This window comes from Verrucomicrobiota bacterium JB022 (assembly GCA_030673845.1).
In the GTDB taxonomy this organism is placed as follows: domain Bacteria; phylum Verrucomicrobiota; class Verrucomicrobiia; order Opitutales; family Oceanipulchritudinaceae; genus WOUP01.
The window spans coordinates 77,322-102,117 of the sequence record JAUTCQ010000011.1 but is presented as its reverse complement, the minus strand read 5'-3'; the positions used below and the strand labels follow the sequence as shown (position 1 = coordinate 102,117).

Below are 24,796 nucleotides of genomic sequence, written 5' to 3'. Positions count from 1 at the left end.
GCACACGATTCCCACGACCACGATCCTCCGACAATACCTCAAAAAAGCTCCGTTGATCGCTCGGTTTGCCTTCCATCCACACACTCTAGCAGATCCAGAACTCAAAAGGTACTTCTTTTGCAGAGATCTCTGAAGGGGTGCATTCGCGGAGGAGAACTAACCCGGGGTATCGTCCCGCTGGTGCGGAGATCAACCCCGCGCTAAGGGGTGCAAGCCTCTGGCTTGCTAGATAATGCAGCATCCCGGAGGGATGCCATCACTTAGCAACTGTATTTTCAGGCAAGTGTTTTTTCGTATTGTACGAGGATTGCGCGCATGTGGAGGAGGAGTTTTCTCATGACGGCGACGAGGGCGACTTTGGCGGGTTTGCCTTTTTTGCGCAGGCGTTGATTGAAGGCTTTGAGGGTAGATTGGGTCGCACGGCGGCGATGGCTGCCATGTAGAGTCCTTGGCGCACGACGGGGCGCCCGCCGCTGATGTGAGCGGCCTGTTTTTGGCCGCTGTCCTGATTATAGGGTGCGAGGCCGGCCAGGGCGGCGGCGCGTTGGCGGCTGACGGTGGCGATTTCTGCCATGTAGGCCAGGATGGTCCATGAGGCGACTTTGCCCACTCCCTTGATGGTGCGCAGGAGCTGGTCGCGTGCGGCCAGATCCGAGCTTTTGGCCAGAAGCTCGTCCATGGCGCTTTCCAGGGCATCGATCTGGGCTTGCAGCTCGCCGATGCTGCGCTCGATCCACGGCCTTTCAAAGGCGGTGCACTTGTCGAGCAGCATCTGCTCGCAGCTGCGGTAGTGGATGAGCTTGCGGCGGCGATCCATCAACGCGCGCAGTTCGGTCTGTTCGGCCCCCGGCAGGCGCGTGGGCTCCGGGCGGTAGTGCTGCGCGTAGTCGAGGATCTTGCGGGCGTCGATGCGGTCGGTCTTGGCCCGCCAGCCGAGGGCTTCGCCATGGGCACGGATGCGTTTGGCGGGCACGCAGGCCCAGAGCAGCCCGGCGTTGGTCAGGGCGGCTTGCACGGTGCGCTCATCGCCGCCGGTGGGCTCGAACACGACCAGCGCCACCTGGCCGGTGCGCGCTTGTTCTTGCTGGGCCAGGGCGACGAGCTGGGCGAGGCCCTGCTCGTCGTGTGGCAAAGAAACGGCCTGTGGTGCGGCGGTCAGGACCTCAAGGCCCCCTTTGGCCACATCCACGGCGAGGTAAACGTAAGATTGAGTGGGTGAGGATGTCATGGCTTGATGCTCAGGCTTGTAGAGACGAGCTCCATGGGCTAACCTCATGGGCTCAGGCAACTGTTCGAGATCAAGCCAGGAACCTCCGGAGGATCTAAGCTAAGGGGCAGACGGTCCCAAAGGACGTCTGAGCCTGTAATAGACGATCTCATCCGGAGGGCCCGGGAGCGGATGGCCATCCGCTCCCGGGTTCCTGGCGCTCTTGAGCCTGCCAGGCTAAGAGCCAGCTTCGAGTCTTACCCGCACAAAAGTGATGCGAGTTGAGGACCCCAAAACTGAAATCGAGCCCAACCTACAAGCCGGTGGTATCGGACGCTTTGCGTCCGACACCACCGGACAAGAGCCGAACCAGAATTTGCACCCTGGATGGGTGCTACGGCGGCATATTGAGGCGCTAAAAATCTGCGCCCATCGTGACGTTGAAGATCTTCTGATCCTTTTCGATACGACCGTCGATGGCCTGGTCGAAGTGCCACTCGTAGCGCAGCTTGAGGTTGAGGTAGGCGGCGAGGCGGTTTTCCAGCTCGGCGATAAAATCGAGGGAGTAGTCCTCCATGTTCTGGAGGTTGGCCTTGTAGGTCGCACTTTCCTTGAACTTCAGGCGGCTGCTGATCTGGTATTCCAGATCCTGGAAAAGCGTGGCAATGGCTTGGTCGTCGTCTTCCTGCACGGTGTATTTGCGCAGCTGGTAACCGACCGAAGGCGTGATCGAGGCCTTCCAGCGTTCGGAGTCGAGCCAGCGATAACCAACCCCCAGATTTTCCTGCACCTCATAGTCGATGGCGGAGACGGCATCGGTCTTGTAATCGGTGCGGCTCTGAAAGAAGAGGCGGTCGGAGATGTCGTGCCGGTAGCGGAAATACGTCTCGAACTTATCCTCGGTCGTGCTGGTAACGCCCTCTTGCGTCTTGCTCTGGTCGTAGCGATACTGACCGTAGAGGGTCAGCTCGATGTCGGTAAACTTCCGTTTGGTTTCAAGCGCGAGCAGGATCTTGGTCTTGTCCGTCTTGTTGTCCTCCAGCGTCAGGCCCACGTCGATGCTGTTGTTCCAGGCTGCGAGCGGATAATAAGGGCGCAGCCAGGCAAAGAGGTGTTGCGGGTGCCACCAGACTTCTTCCAGCTGCTTCAAGTCGTCTTGGCCGATGGGGGCGCCGCTGGTCGGGTCGACGATGGTGGCGGGCTCGGGCGCGGGCTCCGCTGCGGCGGCCTCGGCCAGGGCAATTTCTTCGCCGGTGACGACGGCGTCCTCCTCCGGCTCGGCCGGGCCCACGAGCTCGGCGGCGGGCGGAGGCGTCTGGTCGAGCGGCACCACCACGTTTTCGTTTTCGCCGTAGACGATCGTCACCCCCAGGTCGGGGATGGCGATTTCTCCAAGGATCGGCGAGAGGATGTAGACGGTCTCGTTTTCGATCCGGAGCACTTCGCCGGTCAGCTTGTCGCCGTTGGAGAGGGTGATTTCAGCCGCCCGTAAGCTGCCGCCGGTCGCTACGGCGGCACTGAGGGCCAGAATGGATGAAATGGAACGAGGGCGCGCGATCATACGGAGCGATTTCCGCAACTTAAGAAAACACGAAAAGAGGATTCAAGTGGCAAGGATGGTCAACCGTTCTCCTAGCGTGCAGATGCACTGGAAATGATTCAACATCTTTAGTCCAACACGTGTTTTGACCATCAACCTTCGCAAATCGCTCATTCTAGGCGACAAAAAAAGCCGGGCGATTTTTACCCGGCGAAATGTTAGGCTCTAACCCTGAAGGTACTATGCGCGACGACGGCGCAGGATCACGAGGCCAAGGACCGATGCACCGGCGAGGGCGGCGTAGGTCGAGGGCTCGGGCACGAAGCTCAGACGCGGGTCGGCCCCGGAGCCGTAGAGCTCGTCGGTGATGACCCCGCCGAGGTCTTCCTGGATGAAGTCGGAGAGGGCCTGCTGGTAGGTTTCGCCCAGCATGGTGGCGTCACCCTCGCCGAAGTCGTAACCGTCGCCGCCATTGAGCGTGAACTGGGTGGAGGCCACGAGGATCAGCTCGTCTTCGCTGACCATGAGCACGCCGTTCTGGATGATGATGCGGCCGTCGATGATGAGGTTGACGAGCTTGTCGTTGTCGATGTCGTATTGGACATAGAGGCCGCCGGAGACTTGCAGCAGCTTGCCGTTGCCGCCGTCGGTGCCGCCCATGCCGTCGCTGACCAGCTCGTCATAAGAGTAGGTGAGAGCGGCGATGAGCTGACCCATCGTGATTTCCTTGATCGCGACGAAGTTCGAAAACGGTGCGGTATCGAAGGTGAAGAGCTGCGAGATATCGCCGGGGGCGTTCTGGATGTCGGCGCGGATACCGCCACCGTTGACGAAGGCGAGCACGGGCTCCATGCCGGTGGGGGCATTGGCCTTGGCGGCGGCGAGCATGGCGTCGGCCAGGAGGTTGCCCACATTGGATTCGCCCCCGCGCACAGTCGCGCGGCGCTGGTCGAGGGTGACTTCGCTGGTGCCGATGATCTGGGCGGCGAGGCCCGAGACGTGGGCCGCCACGGGGTTCACCACCGTGTTTTGGGTGTTGGCGTCGGCCGTCACGCCGTTGGCGTTGTCGATCGCGAAGTCCTTCACCGTGTAGGCGTCGCCATTGGCACCGATAAGGTTGCCGTCGACATCGAACTCGAGGTCGATCTTGCCCAGATACTTGTAAGAGCCGGCGGTGGTCACGATGGGGATCGTGTTGCCGTCGGCATCGGTCGTGTCGGTGAGGGGGTAGTCGCCCTGCTTGCTGTCGCCCGGCACAAAACCGCCGACCGGCTCACTGCCTTCGGCCAGGTTTTCGTCGCCACCGCCCGCGATGGCGAGGTCGACGCCGCGCAGCTGGTTGATCACCGTCTTGTCGGTGTTTACGTCCTGCAGGTGAGAGACGAAGATCACATGGTCGGCCCCGCCGTTGCGCAGGGCGTCGATCTCGGCCTGCACGGTGGCGATGGTGTTGGCCATGTTCTGCACCTTGACCGCGCCAGGGCTGGAAATAGTGGGGAGGGCAGGGGTAGTGGCACCCACGATGCCGATCGTCTTGCTGCCGCTGGCAGTGTTGACCGTCACGGTGGTGCTGGAGGCGATGCGGCCGGCGGTGGCCAGCGGGTTGAGGTTGCTGTCTGCGGAGAAGTCGAGGTTGGAGCTGAGGAACCGGGTGCTCGAAGCCTGCGAGATCATCTGCGAGAGCACTTGGGTGCCGAAATCGAAGTCGTGGTTGCCGAGGACCATCGCATCGTAGCCGATCTGCTCCCAGGCGAGGGCGTCGTACCACAGAGGCGTGCCGCCGGGCCCGAGATTGTTGGAGCGGCTGGCGTCGAACTCCGCGCCGGCGAGGAAGTTATCGCCCGAGGAGAGCGTGATCACACCGTTGCCGGCATTATTGGCCTCGGTGCGCAGGTTGTTCACGAGGCTGACGAAACGGGCCGCGCCGCCGTAGTCTTCGAGACCCGAGCCAGCATTGATCAACTGGGATTCGGCGTCGTTGTTGTGCAGGATCGTCAGCTTGTATTGCGCGCTGACGCTGTGCACCGAGAAAAGGCCGGCAATGAGAGCGCCGACCAGCGATAGGGAGCGATGCAGTTTCATGGTTTTGAGAGATTTGCTGCGGCGAGGCAGCTTCTGCCGAAGGTACCGCAGCGCTGTGTCAACCCCGTGAAGATCGTGCGACTATCGGGTGTAAATGGACGCTTTCGCCCTCGAGGTGAGGCGGGTTTTCCTAGCCTTGCCAGCGTCCGACGCCTATTAAGCGTTTGCTCAACATCTTTTTTACATTCCCGAGCCTGAAATCGTCCATTGCTGCCGGCTGGAGCGCTAACAATACCTCTTCTGTCGCCGATCTTTCAGCTATCCGAGGCGTGTTGGAAGGCCGGGACTGCGAAACTTGCGTAATCGTGATCCGGCTCGGGCAAATGGCGCTCATCCAACCCGCGTCGTCTCCTGATCCTTCACATCTTCGCTTCCATGCCGCTGAAATTACGTTTGAGCCTTCGGAACCGCATGCTTCTCTTCATTGGCGGTGCCGTCATTGCAACCTTCACGGCAACCGTTTCCATTGTGGCGATGCGGACTGCCGATTACGCCCGGGATAGTTCCTTGGATCTAGCACGGCAGATGGCCTCGACCGAGGCTGCACGCATTACCGACGAGATCCGGCAGGCGGCAGCCACCGCTCGCGGCGTTGCGTCCATGCTCGGCGGTCTGCATGAGAGCGGGCAAGTGCCCGACCGCGAGACAATCCACCAGATGATCCGGCGCATGCTGGCAGACAATCCAAAGGTGATGGACGTTTGGGCTATTGCAGAACCAAATGCGCTCGACGGCCGCGATGCGGAGTACGTAGGCCAATTGGGGAGCGATCCAGACGGGCGTTTTGCTCCGCTTTGGGTCCGCGGCGATACAATCCAGCTCGATGTCTGCAAGGCTCATCGTAAGCCTGCTCCCGACAGCGATTTTTACATGCGACCCTTGAAGTCGGGGGGCGAGGTCCTGATGCAGCCGATCGTCTACCCGATTCAGGGCAAGAACATCATGGTCGTCAGCTACTGCGTTCCGATCCGTTCGGGCGAGAAGATCATTGGAGTCGCCGGGGTAGATTTTGCGATGGATCAGTTTCAGGAGATGGTCGCCGCGATCCAGCACGGGGAGGGTGGCTACGGCTTCCTCGTGGCGGCGAATGGCCTGTTGGTTTCGTATCCTGAGCAGGAGGCCTGGGGCCAGCAGGCGGCACAGTTTGTAGACCTCGACACGCTTCAGTCGCGGCTGGCAGAAGGAACGCCGCTCAATGAAAAGACCACGTCGGAGCTGGACGGTTCGAAGGCTTTCGCTACGGGCCTGCCCGTGGTTCACGACGGCGGTGCGCCTTGGATGCTGTGCGTGGTGACGCCTGAGTCTCATGCCTTGGCCGAAGCTACCGCGATCCGCAATCTGTGCATCGCGATTGGCGCAGCGGCGTGCCTGCTGGTGTTGATCCTCATCTGGCTGATGGCGAACCGAATCGCGGCGCCGCTCACCGCACTGTCGGTTCAGATGCACCGTTTTGCCGAGCAGCTAACCCGGACAGGCAAGGAAGTCCTGACCGCCGGAAATACGATGGCTCAAGGGGCGACTGAGTCTGCCGCTGCGATTGAAGAGACTAGCGCGTCGGTCGAAGAAATTACCTCGATGGTCAAGCGCAACGCCGAGAACTCGACGTCGGTGGACCACGCAATGGGCAATACGGCAGAGTTGGTGGCGAGCACGACGTCTAGTATGCAGCACCTTTCCGAGTCGATGGCCCAGATCACCGAAGTCAGCCGCCAGACGCAGCGCATCGTCAAGACGATCGATGAAATAGCCTTTCAGACTAATCTGCTCGCGCTGAATGCAGCGGTGGAAGCGGCTCGTGCGGGTAGCGCTGGGGCCGGTTTTGCGGTGGTGGCCAATGAAGTGCGCAGTCTTGCCCAGCGGGCGGCGGAGGCTGCTCGCGACACTTCCAGCCTGATCGAAGGCAGCGTCAGCAAGATCAGCAAGGCCGCTGAAGTAGCGAGCCAGACCGAGAGCGAGTTCCAGGAAGTGGAGGTGGCCGCTCGTCAGGTGACAGTGTTGATCAAGGAGATTGCACAGGCGTCGTCCGAGCAGAGAAACGGCATTTCGGAGATTGCTAAGGCGATGCACGAGTTGAGCGGCGTCGTGCAACAGAATGCCGCGGTAGCCGAAGAATCGGCTGCCACCGCACAGGAGATGGAATCTCAAGCCTCCAGCCTGCAGCAGTTCGCGCGAGACCTTGCCCTCATGATCCGCGGGACCCATCCGGATGACGCTTCGCCACGCGATGAGGCGGCTGGCGAACCCTTTGGGTTTAATGGCCATACCAGGGCGAAAAACGACTCGCGGATTTTAGTCTCACTGGAAGGCGCCAAAAACTAGCGTGCTGTCTAGAATACAAAAGGCAGGGGGGCGGCCCCCTGCCTCGAGGGACGGTGAGATACACCGCCAGGATATTTGTGGCTACTAAAGGCGCGGAATCGTCAGGCCGCCATCGACCATGATCACCTGGCCGGTCGAGAACGGGAAGTCACCCCGGGCGAGGCTGGCGACGGATTTGGCGATGTCTTCCGGGAAGCCCCAACGCGGCTGCACGCAAAGGCCTTCTTCAATCAGCTTGTCGTATTTCGCGGTGACGCCGGAGGTCATGTCCGTCTTGATTACGCCGGGGCGCACTTCGTAGACGGGGATGCCTTCGGAGCCGAGGCGAGTCGCGAAGAGCTGCGTGACCATCGAGAGCCCGGCCTTGGCGACACAGTATTCGCCGCGGTTGATGCTCACGACAGTGGCGGAGATCGACGACACGTTGACGATCGTGGCGCTGAAGCTGGGGTCGGCCTGCTTCGCCTTGACCATGTCGTTGGCGACCGCCTGCGAGAGGAAGAAGACCCCGCGCAGGTTGGTGTTCACGACATAGTCGTAGCTCTCCTCGGTCGTCTCCAGCAGGTCGGCACGGACTTTGGGGGCCACGCCGGCGTTGTTGACGAGCAGGTTGAGCGAACCCCCGGCGGCCTTGCGCGCCACTTCGAGGATGGCGTTGCGCCCTTCGGCCGAGCCGATGTCGCCCCGGGCATAGGCCACCTGGACACCTTGGGCGCGCAGGGCTTCAAGCGGCTCCTGCACCCCATCTTCGGGGCGCATGCCGTTGATAACGAGGTTCCAGCCCTCGGCGGCAAGAGCCTGGGCAATGCCGAAGCCGATGCCGCGCGAGCCTCCGGTAATGAGTGCGGTGCGGGCCATGGCGGGTTAGGCTTGGAGTTTGGGCAAGTCGAGCCAACGGCGCTCGTCCCAGCTCTTGATGCCATATTCGGCGAGCTGCACGCCCTTGGCACCTTCGAGCAAGTCCCAGCGGAAGGGCGTATCGAGCACCACGTGCTTCAGGAACATCTCCCACTGCACCTTGAAGGCGTTGTCGTAAAGCTCTTGGTTGGGCACCTTCGACCAGTCCTGGAAGAAGTTGATCGGCTGGTCGATGTCCGGGTTCCAGACCGGCTTCGGCGTGTTGGAGTAGTGCTGGATGTAGCAGTCGCGCAGGCCGGCGACGGCGGAACCCTTTTCACCGTCCACATGCAAGGTCAGGAGGTCGTCGCGGCGCACGCGAGTGGCCCACGAGCAGTTGAAATTGACCACGATTTCGCCATTCGGGCCGTCGATCTCGAACATCGCGTAGGCGGCGTCGTCGGCCGTGCAGTTGTAGGGCTTGCCGGCTTCGTCCACGCGCTCCTTGATGTGGGTCGCGCCACGGCAGTTGACGCTGCGGACCGGGCCGAAGAGGTTGTCGAGCACGTAGCGCCAGTGGCAGAGCATGTCGATGATCATGCCGCCGCCGTCTTCCTTGCGGTAGTTCCAGGAGGGGCGCTGCGCGGGCACGCCGTGGCCTTCGAAGACCCAGTAGCCGAAGTCGCCCGTGACGGCGAAGATGCGGCCGAGGTAGCCGTTGTCGATCGCGCGCTGGAGCTTAACGAGGCCGGGCAGCCACAGCTTGTCCTGCACCACGCCATTCTTCACGCCCTTGTCCTGGCAGAACTTGTAGAGCTCATAGGCCGTTTCGGTGTCGATCGCGGTCGGCTTTTCGCAGTAGACGTGCTTGCCGGCGGTCGCGGCGGCCTTGACGGCATCGGCGCGGCGGAGGGTGCTCTGGGCGTCGAAGTAGATGCTGTAGGCCGGGTCGCCCATCACGCTATCGAGGTCGGTCGTCCACTTTTCGATGCCGCTGCGGGCGCACAGCTCCTTGAGCTTGATCTCGTTGCGGCCCACGAGGATGGGGTCGGGCATGATGCTCTCGGTCGGGGAGACCTTGACGCCACCTTGTTTGATGATCTCGACGATCGAGCGCATGAGGTGCTGATTCGTGCCCATACGGCCCGTGACGCCGTTCATGATGATGCCAACGCGATGTTGCATAACAGTAAGTCCTTTCTGAATTGGGGAGGGAGTAAAAGTGGGAGGATTGGAACAGGAGTTAAAAGGAGTTAAGAGGAGTCGGATCAGACAGAAGAAAACGAAGAGAACGAAGGTGGGGTGGGGTTGGGAGTATGATTGAACGGAGCAATCGCATTTTGTTCTTCGGCCCTGTTCGTTACCCTTTGTCTAATGGTCCTTCTCTTTTTAACTCCTATTAACTCCTGTTCCTGTTTTGTTAAACGTGTTGCTGGTAAGCCTGCACGATCTCGCGGAGGAACTCGTGTTGATCGCGTTCCCAGTGGTGGTAGGAGAAGATCTCGACTTCGTTGAAGCCCTTGAAGCCGGTGGCTTCGACCCACGCGCGGATCTCGGGGATGTTGATGCAGCCTTCGCCCATCAGCCCGCGGTCGTTGAGCAGGTCGGTGGTGGGCGTCTTCCAGTCGCATACGTGGAAGGCGAAGAGCTTGCCCAGGTCGCCACAGCGGGCGATCTCGGCCTTCAGCATCTCATCCCACCAGAGGTGGTAGACGTCGACCGCCACGCCCACGTAATCGCTGCCGATACGTTCGCAAAGGTCGTTGGCCTGCTTCATCGTGTTCACGGCCGAGCGGGCGTCGGCATACATCGGGTGGAGCGGTTCGATACCCAGCTTCACGCCCGTGCGCTCGCAGTCGGGCAAAAGGGCCTCGATGCCCGCCACGATCTGGTCGCGCGCCTGGCTCAGCGGCATCCCCGGAGTGGCTCCGCAGACGAGCACGATAAGGGGCGCGCCCAGTTCGGCGGCTTCCTCGATCGCCTTGCGATTGTCGTCGATGGCGGCCTTGCGGTCGGCCTCCGCCTTGGCGGGGAAGAAACCGCCCCGGCAGAGCGAGACGATTTCCATGCCATTGCCACGCAGGCGCTCGCCGATCTGGGCGATATTGCGGCCTTCGAGGTTCTGGCGCCACACGGTAATGCCTTTGACCCCGGCGGCGGGGTAGCGGTCGGCGATCTCTTCGATCGACCACGGCTTGGTCGTCACGGTGTGCACGCACAGGCGCGACGTATCGGTAATGGGGGTGGGGGTGCTCATTTCAGGCAGCCGAAGAAGGTGTAATAAGGCTCTTCCGCCACGAGGCGGTGCAGGTAGAGGGCGACTTCGCGGATGTGGTAGTCACCCCACATGCTGGACTCGCCAGCCGCGATCTTGCAGCCCGCGGGCTTGTTGTCCCAGCCGTTGGGCTGGTGGTAGATCGAGTGGAGCAGCAGACCCTGGTGCTTGTCGTCGGTGCTGAGGTAAGGCTCCTTGAGCAGCGCACGCACGCTGGTGAGGCCAGCCTGCCAATACTTCTTGCCCTCTTCGGTTTCGAGGCCGAGCAGGCGACCGAGACGCAGCAGGCCTTGCGCGCCAATGGCGGCTGCCGTGCTGTCGACCGGCTCGAAATCGTTGAACGGATCGGCCGGGCGCGAACGCCAGTCGCCCAGCTTTTCGAGCGCCGGGGCGCCGCCATCCCAATAGGTGATGCCGTCGCTCGCGGTGTTAGCGATAAACCAGTCGCAAGTGGCCCGGGCACCTTGCAGCATCAGCTCTTTCCAGCGCTGGCGGCCACCGAACGGCTCCAGTTGCGCGTCGTCGAGCGTTTCGAGGAACTCCAGCTCTTCGGCAAAGCCCACCATGGCCCAGGCGAGGCCGCGCGTCCAGGTGGTAAGGCCGGAGAAGCCCTGCTGGGCGTTGGCGCAGCGATAGCGGCCGTCGTTAGGGTTAAAGATGCTTTCGTGTGCGGTACGGCCCCACTCGTCGTAAGAGTCGCGGCCCTTGCCGTAGTAGACGGAATACTTGGCGGTGGCTTCGATATGTTGCAGCGCGCGGTCGAGCAGGCTGAACTTGGTGTCGTTTTCGCCCATCAGCACGTGGCCCAGCTGGTGGGCGCACATCAGGATACGGCAGCTGCGGATGGTGTCGACAAAGAGGCTGTGCGGGCCGTTGAAGGAGTAGATGTAACCGCCGCCACCGTGGATGCGGGACCAGCGGGCGGCCTGCACGGCGCCGGAGACCTTGATCGCCAGCTCGCAGAAATTCACATCGCCCGTGCTGCCTTGCACCTTGTTTTCGCGCAGCAGGCGCAGCCAGTTGCCGTAGGTGCTGAGGTTGTTGAAGCCGTGGTCGTGCACGCCGATGTGGCTGACGTGCGTCGCCATGCGGTCGACCGTCATGCGCTGGGCGTATTCGAGCGCCTTCTGGTCGCCCGTGGCGTCGAACTGGAGGAAGCCGGAGCCGTAGACGAAGCCCTCGGTCCATTCCGTCCAGCCGCGAGTGGTGTAGCCGCCCTCGACGGTGAAGACGGGGCTGCCTTTGGCCAGGTCGTAGTTGGCGGCAATGTGGGCGATCTTGCGGCCCGAGTAGTCCCAGAAGCGGCCGAGGTCGGCCTTCAGGTCGGCGGGTTGCAGGTTGAAGTCGATCTTCATAGGTGAGTCGGGGAGGGGGTGTAGTGGCTTAGTAACGCTTCTCTTTGCGCAAATGGATGATGATGAGCGCGCTGTCTTCGAGCGCCTCGTAGGTGTGCTCGAGCACCGCGTCGAACTGCAGGCTCTCGCCCGCTTCCAGTTCGTAGGTCTCGTGCGGCAGTTGCAGGCGCAGGCGGCCCTTCGTCACCCAGCAGACTTCGTAGTCGTCGTGGTGGACTTCCGGGCGCTTCACATGCGCGCCGGCGGGGGCCTCGCCTTGCAGCACAATGGCGTTGGCGTAGCTGATCCGGCGAAACTGGAAGCCGTCGGAGCGGTAGTTCGTCTCGCGCTCGCGGTGGGCAAAGGGAGACTCCGCCAGCGCGAGCAGGTCGGCCGCGCTCAGCTCGAACACGCGGCTGAGCTTGTAGATCGTCTCCAGCTCCGCGCGGGACTGGTTGCGCTCCAGCTTGGAGATCACCGCGACGGACACGCCGGACCGGGTGGACACTTCGTCCATCGTCAGCCCGTGCTGCTTCCGGAGCTCCCGCAGGATGCTGAAATCGAACACGCTTTTCGCGGCCATGGACTACGAAATACGCCAAAGAATTTATCTTTGACAATAATAAAAGAGCAAAATATGCGTCTTGGAGAAAATTTACCCCAGCTTTTCATGCATTTCCCCTCCTTCACTTTGCCGAAATCAAGCAAGTAGTTCGTGGTGGCGATGCGCGCTTTGTTCCCCTAGTATCTCCTTCCGATGAGTTTAGAAATCATTCAACGACTCGAGGCCTGCCGGATCGTCCCGGTCGTCATCCTCGAAGACGCCAATCAAGCGGTTGACCTTGCCCGCGCCCTCCTCGCCGGCGGCATCGACGTGATCGAGCTGACGATGCGCACGGCGGCCAGCCTCGACGCCATGCGCGCCGTGGCCAAGGAAGTGCCTGACATGCTGGTCGGCGCCGGCACGCTCCTCAGCCCCGACGACGTCAGCGCCTGTGTCGAAGCCGGTGCGAAGTTTGCCGTTGCCCCCGGTTGCGACCCCGCCGTGGTGCGCCAGGCCCAGTCCCTCGGGCTGCCCTTCATGCCCGGCGTGATGACTCCCTCCGACATTGCCTGCGCGCTCAATCTCGGCTGCAAGGCCCTCAAGTTCTTCCCGGCGGAGACGGCGGGCGGCGCTCCTCACCTCAAGGCCCTCGCCGCGCCCCACGCGCACAAAGGGGTGCGCTTTGTCCCCACCGGCGGCATCACCGCGCAGACAATGGGCGACTACCTCTCACAGCCGGCTGTCATCGCCATCGGTGGCTCCTGGCTCACCCCCAAGGACGCGCTCAAGAAGGGCGACTGGGCCAAGGTCACACAACTGGCCAAGGAAGCCCGCGCCGCCGTGCCCCAAGCTTAAAGCTTTTCACTGGAGATAGAAAAACAAGGAGAACCAGTCGGCGGAGACAAGGGAGACAGACATGTCCCGCCGCGAGAGATACGGCTGGGAAGGCAAAAGGGGCCTTCCCAGCCGTTTTTGTTCGAGCAGGTAATTTTTTCCGAAAAAGGTATTGACCGACGCGGAAGCTTTTGGCCTTATATGAACTTTCACTTGGGGCCGTAGCTCAGTTGGAAGAGCGCCACAATGGCATTGTGGAGGTCGTCGGTTCGATCCCGATCGGCTCCACCATTTTCCTCCCAAAAGGAAATGGTGGTGAATCCCAGAAAAAGGTTCCGAAAGCCGTGTCTGGCAACGAGACGCGGCTTTTTTGTGTCCCTGTATCTCGCGGAGGGACAGAGCCGACGGGCGGGGAAGAGGCAAGATGTAACGCGGATCTGGCGCTTGCTTCCTTCATGGTATGCCACGCAATTTCATGGAATAAGATTGTCATTTCAGCTGTAGCTCGAAATTCTCTACCGGGTGTTAACCCAAATACGTTCCCCCCGTTTTACCCGTCCCCTTTCCCCGGCCCGGATGGGTGCCCTTGCCGCCGCCGCTTGCGTGCTGCCCATCGCCAGCCTTCAGGCCGTTTCCCTCGTCGACGTCATGTCCGAGACCGGCACGGAAAACCTGCCGCACGACGTGCAGGTGAGCCTCACCTTCGATGAAGCGATCAGCGTCGGCAACAGCGGCACGATCAAGGTCTTCGACGCTTCCGGCGGCGAAGTGGTTTCCATCGACATGAGCGCCTCGACGCACTCCAAAAACGTCGGTGGCACCAGCTCGGCCTACCGCTACAACTACGACCCCGTGGTGGTCGACGGCAACACGGCCTACATCGCCTTCCAGACCAACTCCCTCAGCTATGGCCAGACGTATTACGTGACGGTCGACTCCGGCGTGATTGTGGACAGCGAAGAGCAACCCTTTGCCGGCATCAGCGACGACGAGACGGTCCGCTTCAGCACCCGCGCCGAAGCACTCCCCACCGGCCTCGAAGCGGTCACGGTCGCGCAGGACGGCTCCGCCGACTTCGCCACCATCCAGTCGGCCATCGACTACGCCCCTCGCAGCCGTACCACGCCCTTCCACATCAACGTGATGAACGGCACCTACCGCGAGCTGCTGCGCGTCGAGAGCAACAAGCCCTTTATCCAGATCAACGGTGAGTCGACCGAAGGCGTCGTCATCAAGTATCTGAACAACGCCAACCGCGGCAACGGCTCCTCCTCCCGTGCTCTGCTGCGTATCGACGCAGGCGACTTCGTGATGTCGCGCGTCACCATGATCAACACGACTCCCGAAGGCGGTTCGCAGGCCGAGACGATCGAAAACCGTCGCGACCGCGTGGTCATTCGCGACAGTGCCTTCTACAGCTATCAGGACACGATCCGCTTCAACGGCTCCGTCTACGTCTATAACTCCTACATCGAGGGCGACGTCGACTACATCTGGGGCGAAGGCAAAGCCTATTTCGAAGACTGCACCATCCACTCCAACGACTCCGGCTACATCACGCAGATCCGCAACGATGCCACCCGCCGCGGCTTCGTCTTTGTGGACTGCACGCTGACGGCCGATGATGGCGTGGACGACGTCTGGCTCTCGCGCATCAACCCCGGCGAATACCCGGGCAGCGAAGTCGTCTTCATCAACACCCAGATGGGCTCGCACATCAACGAGCAGGGCTGGCTGCTGAACAACGCCGACACCGCGCCCACGATCCGCTTTGTCGAGTATAATTCGACCGATCTCGAAGGCGAATCGCTCGACCTCTCGGGCCGTCTCGCCGACGCCACCACGGGTGAGCTGCCCGCCGAGACCGACTACACCAACCCTGAGTGGGTGCTGGACTGGGATCCGATGGGCCGCACCTTTACCGCCGCGCAGTACATGCACAATGCGCAGGGCTGGAGCTGGTATCCCGCGCTGGGCTGGATCTATGACTACAGCGAAGGCGCTTCGGACGCTTACGACTGGTATTACTCCACCCGCTTCGAGACTGCGGTGTGGGTCGAGCCTGACACCGCCGACTCCGTCTACGCCTACGTCCATGGCGAAAACTACAACACCTGGCTCTGGGGCTCGCTGGATCACCCGCACTGGCTCTGGAACTTTGCGACCCAAAGCTGGGAGTTCCACTAAACCGCCGGTAAGTAGCGGCAGGATTTCATGAAACGGCCGGGCGGCATCATGCGCCCGGCCTTTTTTGTCGCTTTACGCTTCTGGAGAACAGCCGTGGCGTAGCAAGACTTCGCGCACTGCCGCGTTGCCACTCACCGCGCGGGGCAGGGCGGCCCCTCGTGCGAGCAGCAGCTCTACGATCTGGATGTAGCCGCGTGGCGGCACCTCCTCCGGCAAGTGCATCGTCGTGCCGCCTTCGGGGTCCGTGCAATATGTTGATCCGTGGAGCGTTGTGCCGAGGGCGTCGCCGCCGTGAGGATTGCGCCAGTGAAGGTCCGCCCCGGCCTCGATCAAAGCTTCGACCGTCTCGAAGTTCCCCCGCCATGCCGCAAGGTGGAGAGGAGTGAAGGGCCCCGTCGCATACGCGGTGGCATCGACGGCAGCCCCGGCCTTGAGCAGGGCACGCACCGCTGCCGTGTCGTTGCGTCGGGCCGCTTCGCACAGCAGCAGGGGCGGGATCGCGTGGGATTCGACGCTTCCGCCGCGGAAGATTTCCGCCAGTTGCCGATCCTCCTCTGTGGCCGGCGGGGCACCGTGGCTTTGCAGCACCGCTGTGGCGCCCTCGTGGCCCAGTCGCACCGCCCATTGGTAGGCCGTCAAGCCCGAGTGGTCCCGCTTCCGCACGTCGGCGCCAGCCTCGGCCAACAGCTGCACGACCTCCGCCGACCGTCCGCACTGCACAGCCTTGTGCAAGTAGGCGTAGTGCGGGCTGAAGTTCGCGTCCGCCCCGTGCTGGAGCAGCAGGCGCACGGCCTCCGGGTTTTCAAAATCCAGCGCCCGCGCCAGGCAATACGAGACCCGGATAGGGTGGGGCCGCGCCTCCAGCAGCAGTTGCAGGCAGGCGGTGTCGCGAAATTCACAGGCGTGGTAGAGCGCTTCCGGCCCCCAGGGTGACTTGCTTGGGTCTTGCGGATCGGGCTCCGGCAAACCCTCGTCGGGATCGGCCCCCGCCTGCAAGAGCAGCCGCGTCAGCCCCGGGTGGTTGGCAATCCCTGCCGCGCCGAAGAGCACCGTCTGCCGATGCAGGGGCTCGGCGGGGTTATCGAGGTGAAAGGCGTTGGCGTCGGCCCCGTGCGTCAGCAGCAGCTCGGCTACCTTCAGCAGACGCGGTGCCCGCTCTGGATCGCTCCGCCACAGGCGCGAAAAGCAGACATACTCCAGTGGCTGCCAGTGATGCAATCCGCCCGTTCGAGATGCCAGACCGCTTTCGCGCTCCAGTTGGTGCCGCACCGTCTCGACCTCTCCACCGGCGCAGGCGAGGAAGAAGTCGCTGCGGGCCAAGTCGGGCTCGGCCTCCAACAACGTGCGCCCGTCGCGGACGTTATTGGAGCAGAGCGCCTGTAACGCAATCGCGGCCTGTTGCTCACGGGTGAGGTTACGTGTCTCGGCAAAGTGGCACCAGCGCGGCCAGCTCGCAAAACCATATTCCCGCGCGATCACGAGCAGTGCATCGGCCAGTTTGGGCTCGGGCGGCACGCCGCGCGGGTGGTGGGCCAGGAAGCGCGCCTGGGCTTCGGGCTCGGCTGAGCGCAAGGCTTTCAGCAACCGCTTGGCCTGCTTGCGGTCAAACTCCAGGTTGGGCCGCGATGGGATCGGTATAGACATGACGATTCTCCGGGTGCGCTCGTTGTCCGCATGCGAGCAGGAGGATCGCACGATCCAATTATGGCGAGTCGACTGGCGGGACGTTCCCTTTCCGCGGACCGGTTGCTCCCAGGCGAGCAGACGTATCTGCAACCGGAAACGGCCCAAGGGTCAAGGGCGATTCACTCTCAAAAAACAGAACCCCTCACCGCACTGGGCAAGGGGCTCGAATCTGTAAACCTGACTAACTGGCTACCACGCGCTCAGTTGACGAGTTGCCACTGGGCGTTGACGTGGGTGGTGCTGCCGGAGTATTGGGCTGCCGATTCGCCGTTGGTGGTGCGGCCGTAGCCGTCGAGCTTCATGCCCGTGCCGACGTTGACGAGGTAGTAATACCCGCTGCCAGCGGACTGGAGGGTCCACTGGGCGTTGGGGTGCTGGCTGGAGGCCGTGTGCTGGGCGGCGGCTTCGCCATTGGTGGTGCGGCCGTAGCCGTCGAGCTTGAGGCCGGTGCCTTGGTTGACTACGTAGTAGTTGGAGCCGACCGGGATCAGGCCCCAGTTGGCGTTGAGGTGGACTGTGCCGGACCATTGGCCGACGTCGGCACCGTTGTTCGCCGCTCCGAGGCCGTCGAGGAACATGCCGGTGCCGCGGTTGCTGAGCCGCTTGATGCCGAAGCTGCCGAGGTTGCTCGTGGTGTTGGAGGAGCTGCCGGAGCCGCTGACGGCGGTGCCGGAGTTGTTCGCACCGTAGACGACGGTGCAGTTGGCCACATTTTCGAGCCAGATGCCGATGTCGCTGGTGTTGGCGATGTAGACGTTGTTCACCTGGATGTTGTTACTGCCCGTGAGGACAAACAGGCCGCGCCCGCACTCGATCGAGGTGGCGTTTTCGACGGTGAAGTAGGCACAGTCGTTGGCGAAACGCAGGCCGGCATAGCCGCCGCCGTAGCTGCAGCGGTAGGCGTAGACCGAGCCGACATGGCCGTTGATGCTCTTGTTGAAGAGCACACCGCATTCACCCATGTTGGTGGCATAGATCTGCGACACCTCGACGCCGTCGACGCCGTAGGTTTCGAGGCCGTGGCTGCTGCCGTTGTCGAAGCTGCAGTCGATCACGCTGAGGTTTGTGACCCAACGGCCTGCCTCGTACGGGCGGCTGGGGTGGCTGTCGACGCGGATGCCGATGCTGCCGCCGGTAATGCGCACGTTGCGGATGCTCACGTTGCTGGCCCGGCTGGTGCGGATGCCCATGCCGTTGCCGCGCGGTCCCGTCAGGATCAGGTCGTAGATGCCGATCGAGCCGGAGCCGTCGCGGTAAAAACCGTAGCCGTTGTGAGTCTTCTGAAACGTGTTGTTGTGGCCGTAGATGTTGAGGCCCGGCTGCAGGTTGATCTGCGAATTCAGGTTGCCGCCCACGAGGATGTGGACGTCGCGGTTGCCCGTCTCGATGCAGTTGTTGATCGCGGTGGCGAGGTCGCTGGTTTGCCCGCGCTCGACATCGAAGGTCTTCCAACGGTAGTAGCCGTTGCGCCAGAACACTTCGTTGGCGTAGGCCTGCAAGACGCTGGTGCCGAAGCAGAGGAAGGCGAGGATGAGGAGTAGCGGTGATGACCAGCGTGGCATTCCGGGGGGCGAGATCCTGGAAGTCACGTCGGGGGAGTCTGTATGCTTCATATATAACGGGGGGTTGAGGTAACCGCTGGCTTGTGGCCAAGGGTTCGGTAGTAGTTCGGGTTGTTCTTTGAGGGTTTGGGTCCCTCAAAATCGTCCTAAGCCAAGGGGGGATAGTTGCTAGGGCTTCGAACTTTCGCTCAACACGGGGAAGAGGGGAGACTGTCACATAATGGGGGCTTCTCATTTCTACATGCGCCGTTTGCCCGCCAGATCCGACAAAAAATAACTGAATTTCTCGTCGCAGACAAAGTCGTGGTCGAGTTGAAGATCGCCTCCTACTACAACGCCAAAGACGAGGCGCAGCTCCTCAATGAATTGAAGGCGACGGGAATCAAGGTGGGCCTTCTCATCAACTTCGGCCAGGAAAAGGTCGAATTCAAAAGGCTGGCCACGTCCCGCCAACCATCTGCGTTTCATCTGCGTCCATCTGCGTCCATCTGCGGCTAAAAAAACTAATTAGCTTCCAGAGTAGCCTCGCGCCTAATGCCGTTGACGGTGTGGGGGTGGGGGAGCAGGATGCCGCGCATGTCGTCGATGAAGGATCAGTTGAAGTCGCTGGTGGCGCTGGATGAGCCGACGCTGCAGCGGCATGCGTGGTGGCTGTTGCTGGTGCTGGCGTTCCTGACCCTCTTGCCGGGGATGGACCTGCTGCCGCTGGTGGACCGCGACGAGCCGCGCTTTGCCGAGGCGACGCAGGAGATGATCAACCGGCAAAACGCCTTCATCCCCTACTTCAACGGCGAGTATCGCTTCGACAAACCGCCGCTTACCTACTGGTGGATGGGCGTCCATTACGGCCTGCTGGGGCGCAGCGAATTTGCGGCTCGCCTGCATTCGGCGATTTCGGCCTATCTGGTGGCGCTGGTGGTCTTCTGGATGGGGCGGCGCATCTTTGGGGCCAAGGCCGCGTTTCTGGCCGCCGGCGCATGGCTGACCTGCCTGCAGGTGTTCATCCACGGGCGGCTGGCGCTGGCCGACATGCCGATGATCCTCGCCGTGACGCTCACGATGTGGGCGCTTTACGAGCTACTGACCCCCGACGAAGAGCCGCCGCGCTTCAGCCGCTGGTACTGGATGCTGTGGCTCTCGCAGGCGATGGGCTTCCTTGCCAAAGGGCCGATTGCGCTGGCCGTGCCGCTGCTCGCCCTGCTGCTTTGGCGTTTTGCCTTTTACCGCAAGGCCTTGCCGTGGAAGCGCCTGCAAGTGCCGACCGGTCTGCCGCTGGCCTTGCTACCGGTCGCGGCCTGGGGCATTCCCGCGCTGCTCATGACGCAAGGGGCGTTCTGGGACGTCGGGATGGGCAAGCACGTGATCGAGCGCGGCACCAGCAGCTTCAACGACCGCTTTGTGCTGCCGCTCTATTACTTCGGCACCATCTTTTTCAGCCTCTTCCCCTGGGTTGCCCTGGCCGGGCTGGCGTTCCACCGGCTGCGGGCACACTGGAGCGCTGCGAACAGCTTCCTGCTGTCGTGGTTCCTGGCCCCGGTGCTGATCTTCAGCTTTTACGCCACGCAACTACCGCACTACATCCTGCCCGGCTTCCCCGCGTTTTGCCTCGTGCTTTTTCAGAGCGCCAAGCTGCCCGCGCGTCGTCGGATCGAGTCGATCTTTTACTGGGGAGTGATGGGCCTCTGGGCGGTGATCATCGGCGTGCTGGCCTATGGAGCCTTCGGCTTTGCCTGGGCCGGTCCGTTGGTGGTGTTGCGACAAGCAGTCGTGGGGCTGGCGGCGGCTTTGCTCGGCTTTTGGCTGCTGGGGATCTTCGCGCGCTATCAACTGCGTCAGGTGTTCGGCTTCGGCCTGCTGTTGATCGTGATCGGCGCGACTACAGCTGGCGGTTCCCTGCGCATGGTGGTGGCGACCAAGCAGCTGCAGGTGCTCTGGACCAATCTCGCGCCCCAGGGCCAGACCTTTGGGTGGGGCTACGCCGAGCCGGGTCTCGTCTTTTATAGCCAGCGCGAGTGGGAGTTTTTCCACGAGGAAGATCGTGCGCTGAGCGACCTGCTGGCGCAGGAGGGCGTGCAGACAGTCCTGGCACGCGTCCGCGAGTGGCGACTCGATGACGATACTTTCGACGCGATCTTCGCCGGGGAGACACCCGAGCCTTGGCGCGACTTCAGCGAAGCGGTCACGGCAGTCGAGGCTCAGGCGGAGGCGGCAGGCTTCAAGATGATCCGCTTGCAAGGCTTCAACTACGCGCGCTCGAGCTGGGTGGAGCTGGCCGTATTTCTGCGCCCCGAAGGCTTGAGCGAACGCGCGCGGGAAGCGCTCTTGCGCTCCGAGGAAGCCCGGGAAAGCGCCGCTAACTGAATTCTTCGGGCGGCAAGGCCTTGGTCTCCCGCATCATGCGGCGGCCTGCGATGCCCACCAGTAGGCCGCAGGTGATGCCAAAGCTGCTGCCGATCAAGACATCCGAGGGCCAGTGCCGGTTACGCTCCAGGCGCGACCACGCGACGGCGCCGGCGGCAATCGTGGCGGGAATCGCATAGGCCGGGGCGACGATGCAGACGGCGGTGGAGTAGGCAAAACTCGTGGCGCAGTGGCCGCTGGGCAGCGATTGAAACTGGATGGTGCTGCTCGGGCCGTAAAAGCCTTGCGGCGGCGCATCGGTCAACTCGGCCCCCGCGGGGATCTGGGGCGCACCAAAAAGAAACCAGGCGGGCTTCTGGGTCTCGGTGCCCACGACATCCGCCCATTCGGCGCTGGGGCGGGGGCGACCCAGGGTGCCTCGAAATACGTTGACGCCGATACCCGCAAAGCAGGCCGCAAAGATGATCGTGAGGGCGATCGCCTTCCAGTCGCGCCGCTTCTGGAAAGTGCCGATCACCCATAGGGCGAGGCAGACGTAGAGCGGCAGGCGGTCGAAGTTCAGCTCTTCGCTGAGGAACCCGGCCAGCTCGTAGGCCTCGCTGGGCTCACCCAGTTGCAAGGCTGGCAGCAGGCTTTGATCGAAAAAGCTGAGGCCTACCGCCAAAAGGATGGCGGCCAAATTCAGCATGAGCAACATACGCCAATGATCGCGCGCCACCCCGGGAATTCCCTTCCATAGGGTGGCGAGCATCTGCCAGGAATTCATCGCCGCCGACGTTGAAGCCTCTCGCCTGTCGGAGCAAGCGGAAGTGTTCGTTTTACAGATACGTCACTACAATTTAGGATAGTCGTTCCACGCGCGGCAGGGCCAACGTGCGCACGGCTTCCAGGTCGAAGGCCGCTACCCCGGCGTCGCCGGCATTGACGGCTCCATACCGCATCGCTTCGGCCAAGGCGGCTGGCCAGGATTCTCCCTGCTCCAAGTGCGCGAGCAGCGCCGCCAGCGTCACATCGCCCGAGCCCACGGGAGAGACCATCTGCTCCAGACGGGGGGGATTCAGGCGGTAGAGCGCGCGCCCATCGTCGCAAAAAAGCACTTCGTTGCCGCCGTCGGTGATGATCCAGCGGCGCACCGGGGCTTCGTGGACGGCTTCGAGGCCGTAGCGCGGGTCTTCGTGCCAGCTGCGGGCTTCAGCCATGCCCCGCCACTCGTCGCGGTTGATCTTCAGCAGGTCGAAGGGCAGTTCGAGCGCGGCTTCGAGAGGGGCGCCGTAGCAATCGAGCGCGAAGCGCACCCCCTGAGGCTGTAGTGCTTCCATCGCTTCCTGCAGGCTGGCCGTAAAGCGTCCGTCCCACCCCGGCATGGAGCCACAGAGGGCGATCCAACCCGGGCGCTCTTCGGCAATGGCGGCGAGGGCCTTTTTCCAGGCCTCGAAGGGTACCGGGCGGTCTTGCCCCATGAAGGTCGTCTCATCCGGCCGGTCGTCGACACGCGCCACCCAGCCCTGTCGGTTTTCGGCCCCGAGGCCAAAGGCGCGATAGGCAAACGGCTGGGCTTCGAGCCACGCCTCGCATTTTTGCCCGATAAAACCGCCGGTAAAACAGTAGGCCGTCGTCTCCAACCCCAGCCGCTCGGCCATGCGGGAGACATTGATGCCCTTGCCGCCCACTTGAAAGCTTTCTTGATAAGCGCGCTGGGTGCGCCCCCAGTTGGCGCTGCGGTAGTAGGCGGTGGTCTCGGCCAGGAGGTTGCCGGTGAGGGTAATCAGGTGGGCCATATGGAGGGGTGAAAGAGGTTAGCGCCGGCTCGGTCGCCAGCGTCCGCTGGGGCTCTGGTAAGTATCGCCCCGACCATCCCCCAACGTCAAGAAATGGCACAACAGGTAGCCCATGCCAAAGCCTCCCACGTGCGCCCACCACGCGACGCCTCCGCCCGCCGCATCCGGGTCGGTAATAAAGCCGTTGAAAAACTGCAGGCCCAGCCAGTAGAGCAGGAAGATGTAGGCCGAGATGCGGAAAAACGGCCCGAAAAAGAACGGCGGGATCAGCATGTCGATCCGGGCGAGCGGGTAGAGCCGCAGGTAGGCCCCCATGACCCCGGCGATCGCCCCGCTGGCCCCGATCACCGGGATCGGTGAATTCGGATGGGCCACGATCTGCAACGCACTGGCGGCGATCCCGGCGAGCAGGTAGAGCGCGATGAAACGCCCCGGGCGCAGGCGGTCTTCCACGTTGTCGCCAAAAATGTAGAGCGTCCACATGTTGGCGAGGAGGTGAAACCAGCCGCCGTGGAAAAACATCGTGGTGATGAGGCTTTGCGCGAGGTGAAACAGCCCCACTTGCTCCCGCAGCTCGGCGTCGGTAAAGAAGCGCGGCACCACGCCAAAGAAGACGACCGCCTCGTGCAGCCGGGCGCCCAGCGACAGCTCCCAGAGGAAGACGACGGCGTTGAAGACGAGCAGCGAGGGCACGATGATGGCCCGCCGGCGCGCCGGGTTGTGGTCTTTGATCGGAATCATGCAGTTGCGGCGCAGTGGCCCAGTCGAAAGACAAAAAAGCCTCACCCGGAAAGGGCGAGGCGGAAGTGTGCGGAAACGCTGCGAACGGCTCTAGATGTCGAAGTAGAGCGTATACTCGTAGGGGTGGGTGCGCAGGCGCACGGCGTCGTACTCCGCCATCTTGAGGGCCACGAAGTTGTCGATGAAGTCCTTGGTGAACACATCGCCCTTGAGCAGGAACTCGTGGTCGGCAGCGAGGGCTTCGCAGGCGCCCTTGAGGCTTTCGGGCACCATCTGGAGGTTGGCGGCCTCTTCCGGCGGCAGGTCGTAGAGGTTCTTGTCGATCGCGTCGCCCGGGTCGATCTGGTTTTCGATCCCGTCGAGGCCGGCCATAAGGATGGCGGAGAAGGCGAGGTAGGGGTTGGCCGACGGGTCGGGGCAACGGAACTCCACGCGCTTGGCCTTGGGCGACTGGCTGTATTGCGGGATGCGGCAGATGGCCGAGCGGTTGCGGGCCGAGTAGGCGAGGATCACCGGGGCCTCGAAACCGGGCACGAGGCGCTTGTAGGAATTGTTCGTCGGGTTGGTCAGCGCGCAGAGGGCCGGGGCGTGCTTGAGCAGACCGCCGATGTAGTAGATCGCCTCCTGGCTCAGCCCCGCATAGCTGTCGCCCGCGAAGACGGGCTTGCCGTCTTTCCAGATCGAGCTGTGCACGTGCATGCCCGAGCCGTTGTCGCCAAAGATCGGCTTGGGCATGAAGGTCGCGGCCTTGCCGTACTTGTAGGCCACGTTCTTGACCACATACTTGTACTTGCAGATGTCGTCGGACATCTTGAGCAGGGGGGCGAAGCGCAGGTCGATCTCGCACTGGCCGGCAGTCGCCACCTCGTGGTGCTGCGTCTCGATGTCGAGGCCGATGGAGGCCATCGTCAGGCACATCTCGTTGCGCAGGTCCATCAGCTTGTCCATGGGGGACACCGGGAGGTAGCCCTGCTTGTGCGGGATTTTGTAGGCCAGATTGGGGCGCTCGTCCTCGCCGGTATTCCAGGGGGCTTCGACCGAATCCACCGCGTAGAAGGATTCGTTGGAGCTGGTGGAGTAGCGCACGTCGTCGAAGACGAAGAACTCCGCCTCGGGGCCGAAGAAAGCCGTGTCGCCGATGCCCGTGCTCTTGAGGTATTCCTCGGCTCGCTTGGCGATGCCACGGGGGGAGCGGGAATACGACTCGCGCGTCATCGGGTCTTCCACGTCGCAGGTCAGGCTCAGCGTGGGGGCGGCGACGAAGGGGTCGATAAAGGCGGTGGCGGCGTCGGGCATGATGAGCATGTCCGAAGACTCGATGCTGCGCCAGCCGCGGATGGACGAGCCGTCGAAACCGTGCCCGTCGACGAAAAGGTCTTCGGTCAATTCGTGGGCCGGCATCGTCAGATGGTGCCAACGCCCGTGAATGTCAGCAAACTTGAGGTCCACAAACTGGACGTCGTGTTCGTTTGCCAGCTCCAAAACTTCCTTGGGTGTCATGTCTCTGGT

At 62.5% G+C, this 24,796-nt stretch carries 19 protein-coding genes and 1 tRNA gene; 6 read left to right on the top strand and 14 right to left on the bottom strand.

The window, feature by feature from the left end; genetic code table 11:
- Window positions 1-334 precede the first annotated feature (334 nt).
- The 3 genes from Q7P63_07100 to Q7P63_07090 all read right to left on the bottom strand — a co-directional run bounded on the left by Q7P63_07100 (window position 335) and on the right by Q7P63_07090 (window position 4,829).
- Window positions 335-1,228 carry a transposase gene (locus tag Q7P63_07100; GenBank protein ID MDP0499853.1) on the bottom strand — a complete coding sequence of 298 codons (894 nt, stop codon included), beginning with the start codon at window positions 1,226-1,228 and terminating at the stop codon, window positions 335-337.
- Between the two features lie 394 nt (window positions 1,229-1,622).
- Window positions 1,623-2,768, bottom strand: coding sequence for a DUF481 domain-containing protein (locus Q7P63_07095; protein ID MDP0499852.1), 1,146 nt, complete (start codon window positions 2,766-2,768; stop codon window positions 1,623-1,625).
- A gap of 219 nt (window positions 2,769-2,987) precedes the next feature.
- Window positions 2,988-4,829, bottom strand: a complete 1,842-nt coding sequence (locus Q7P63_07090) for a 5'-nucleotidase C-terminal domain-containing protein (protein ID MDP0499851.1) — start codon at window positions 4,827-4,829, stop codon at window positions 2,988-2,990.
- Between the two features lie 375 nt (window positions 4,830-5,204).
- On the opposite strand from Q7P63_07090, the gene Q7P63_07085 reads away from it, so the two are divergent.
- Window positions 5,205-7,148, top strand: coding sequence for a methyl-accepting chemotaxis protein (locus Q7P63_07085; GenBank protein MDP0499850.1), 1,944 nt, complete (start codon window positions 5,205-5,207; stop codon window positions 7,146-7,148).
- A gap of 84 nt (window positions 7,149-7,232) precedes the next feature.
- Here Q7P63_07085 and Q7P63_07080 read toward each other — a convergent pair whose 3' ends face one another.
- The 5 genes from Q7P63_07080 to Q7P63_07060 all read right to left on the bottom strand — a co-directional run bounded on the left by Q7P63_07080 (window position 7,233) and on the right by Q7P63_07060 (window position 12,177).
- On the bottom strand, window positions 7,233-8,006 hold the full coding sequence (locus Q7P63_07080) for a 3-ketoacyl-ACP reductase (protein ID MDP0499849.1): 774 nt from the start codon (window positions 8,004-8,006) through the stop codon (window positions 7,233-7,235).
- A 6-nt stretch (window positions 8,007-8,012) separates the two neighbouring features.
- On the bottom strand, window positions 8,013-9,170 hold the full coding sequence (locus tag Q7P63_07075; GenBank protein MDP0499848.1) for a Gfo/Idh/MocA family oxidoreductase: 1,158 nt from the start codon (window positions 9,168-9,170) through the stop codon (window positions 8,013-8,015).
- Window positions 9,171-9,405: 235 nt separating this feature from the next.
- Window positions 9,406-10,242 (bottom strand): sugar phosphate isomerase/epimerase family protein, encoded by an 837-nt coding sequence (locus Q7P63_07070; GenBank protein MDP0499847.1) that lies wholly within the window; start codon window positions 10,240-10,242, stop codon window positions 9,406-9,408.
- Window positions 10,239-11,615 carry a glycosyl hydrolase gene (locus Q7P63_07065; GenBank protein MDP0499846.1) on the bottom strand — a complete coding sequence of 459 codons (1,377 nt, stop codon included), beginning with the start codon at window positions 11,613-11,615 and terminating at the stop codon, window positions 10,239-10,241. The genes Q7P63_07070 and Q7P63_07065 overlap by 4 nt, the downstream gene beginning before the upstream one ends.
- Before the next feature lie 28 nt (window positions 11,616-11,643).
- Window positions 11,644-12,177, bottom strand: coding sequence for a helix-turn-helix domain-containing protein (locus tag Q7P63_07060; GenBank protein MDP0499845.1), 534 nt, complete (start codon window positions 12,175-12,177; stop codon window positions 11,644-11,646).
- A 174-nt stretch (window positions 12,178-12,351) separates the two neighbouring features.
- On the opposite strand from Q7P63_07060, the gene eda reads away from it, so the two are divergent.
- From eda to Q7P63_07045, 3 genes are all read left to right on the top strand, one after another.
- The gene (gene eda / locus Q7P63_07055) at window positions 12,352-12,993 is read left to right on the top strand and encodes a bifunctional 4-hydroxy-2-oxoglutarate aldolase/2-dehydro-3-deoxy-phosphogluconate aldolase (GenBank protein ID MDP0499844.1); all 642 of its coding nucleotides are present in this window, start codon (window positions 12,352-12,354) and stop codon (window positions 12,991-12,993) included.
- Between the two features lie 194 nt (window positions 12,994-13,187).
- Window positions 13,188-13,263: transfer RNA gene (locus Q7P63_07050), tRNA-Ala, on the top strand.
- 285 nt (window positions 13,264-13,548) lie between these two features.
- Window positions 13,549-15,159, top strand: coding sequence for a pectinesterase family protein (locus tag Q7P63_07045; protein MDP0499843.1), 1,611 nt, complete (start codon window positions 13,549-13,551; stop codon window positions 15,157-15,159).
- Between the two features lie 72 nt (window positions 15,160-15,231).
- Here Q7P63_07045 and Q7P63_07040 read toward each other — a convergent pair whose 3' ends face one another.
- Window positions 15,232-16,803, bottom strand: coding sequence for an ankyrin repeat domain-containing protein (locus Q7P63_07040; GenBank protein ID MDP0499842.1), 1,572 nt, complete (start codon window positions 16,801-16,803; stop codon window positions 15,232-15,234).
- A gap of 242 nt (window positions 16,804-17,045) precedes the next feature.
- Window positions 17,046-18,458 (bottom strand): RICIN domain-containing protein, encoded by a 1,413-nt coding sequence (locus tag Q7P63_07035; protein MDP0499841.1) that lies wholly within the window; start codon window positions 18,456-18,458, stop codon window positions 17,046-17,048.
- A gap of 114 nt (window positions 18,459-18,572) precedes the next feature.
- Here Q7P63_07035 and Q7P63_07030 point away from each other — a divergent pair, with 114 nt between their 5' ends.
- Window positions 18,573-18,905 (top strand): GxxExxY protein, encoded by a 333-nt coding sequence (locus tag Q7P63_07030; GenBank protein MDP0499840.1) that lies wholly within the window; start codon window positions 18,573-18,575, stop codon window positions 18,903-18,905.
- A gap of 78 nt (window positions 18,906-18,983) precedes the next feature.
- The gene (locus tag Q7P63_07025; protein ID MDP0499839.1) at window positions 18,984-20,768 is read left to right on the top strand and encodes a glycosyltransferase family 39 protein; all 1,785 of its coding nucleotides are present in this window, start codon (window positions 18,984-18,986) and stop codon (window positions 20,766-20,768) included.
- On the opposite strand, the gene Q7P63_07020 is transcribed toward Q7P63_07025, so the two are convergent.
- The 4 genes from Q7P63_07020 to glnA form a co-directional block, all read right to left on the bottom strand.
- Window positions 20,761-21,534: a phosphatase PAP2 family protein gene (locus Q7P63_07020; GenBank protein ID MDP0499838.1), complete on the bottom strand. Its 774-nt coding sequence runs from the start codon at window positions 21,532-21,534 to the stop codon at window positions 20,761-20,763. The genes Q7P63_07025 and Q7P63_07020 overlap by 8 nt on opposite strands.
- Before the next feature lie 73 nt (window positions 21,535-21,607).
- On the bottom strand, window positions 21,608-22,546 hold the full coding sequence (locus Q7P63_07015) for a PfkB family carbohydrate kinase (protein ID MDP0499837.1): 939 nt from the start codon (window positions 22,544-22,546) through the stop codon (window positions 21,608-21,610).
- Window positions 22,547-22,564: 18 nt separating this feature from the next.
- Complete coding sequence (locus Q7P63_07010; protein ID MDP0499836.1) at window positions 22,565-23,287, bottom strand: rhomboid family intramembrane serine protease; 723 nt, start codon at window positions 23,285-23,287, stop codon at window positions 22,565-22,567.
- Window positions 23,288-23,377: 90 nt separating this feature from the next.
- Window positions 23,378-24,787 (bottom strand): type I glutamate--ammonia ligase, encoded by a 1,410-nt coding sequence (glnA, locus tag Q7P63_07005; GenBank protein ID MDP0499835.1) that lies wholly within the window; start codon window positions 24,785-24,787, stop codon window positions 23,378-23,380.
- Window positions 24,788-24,796: the final 9 nt, after the last annotated feature.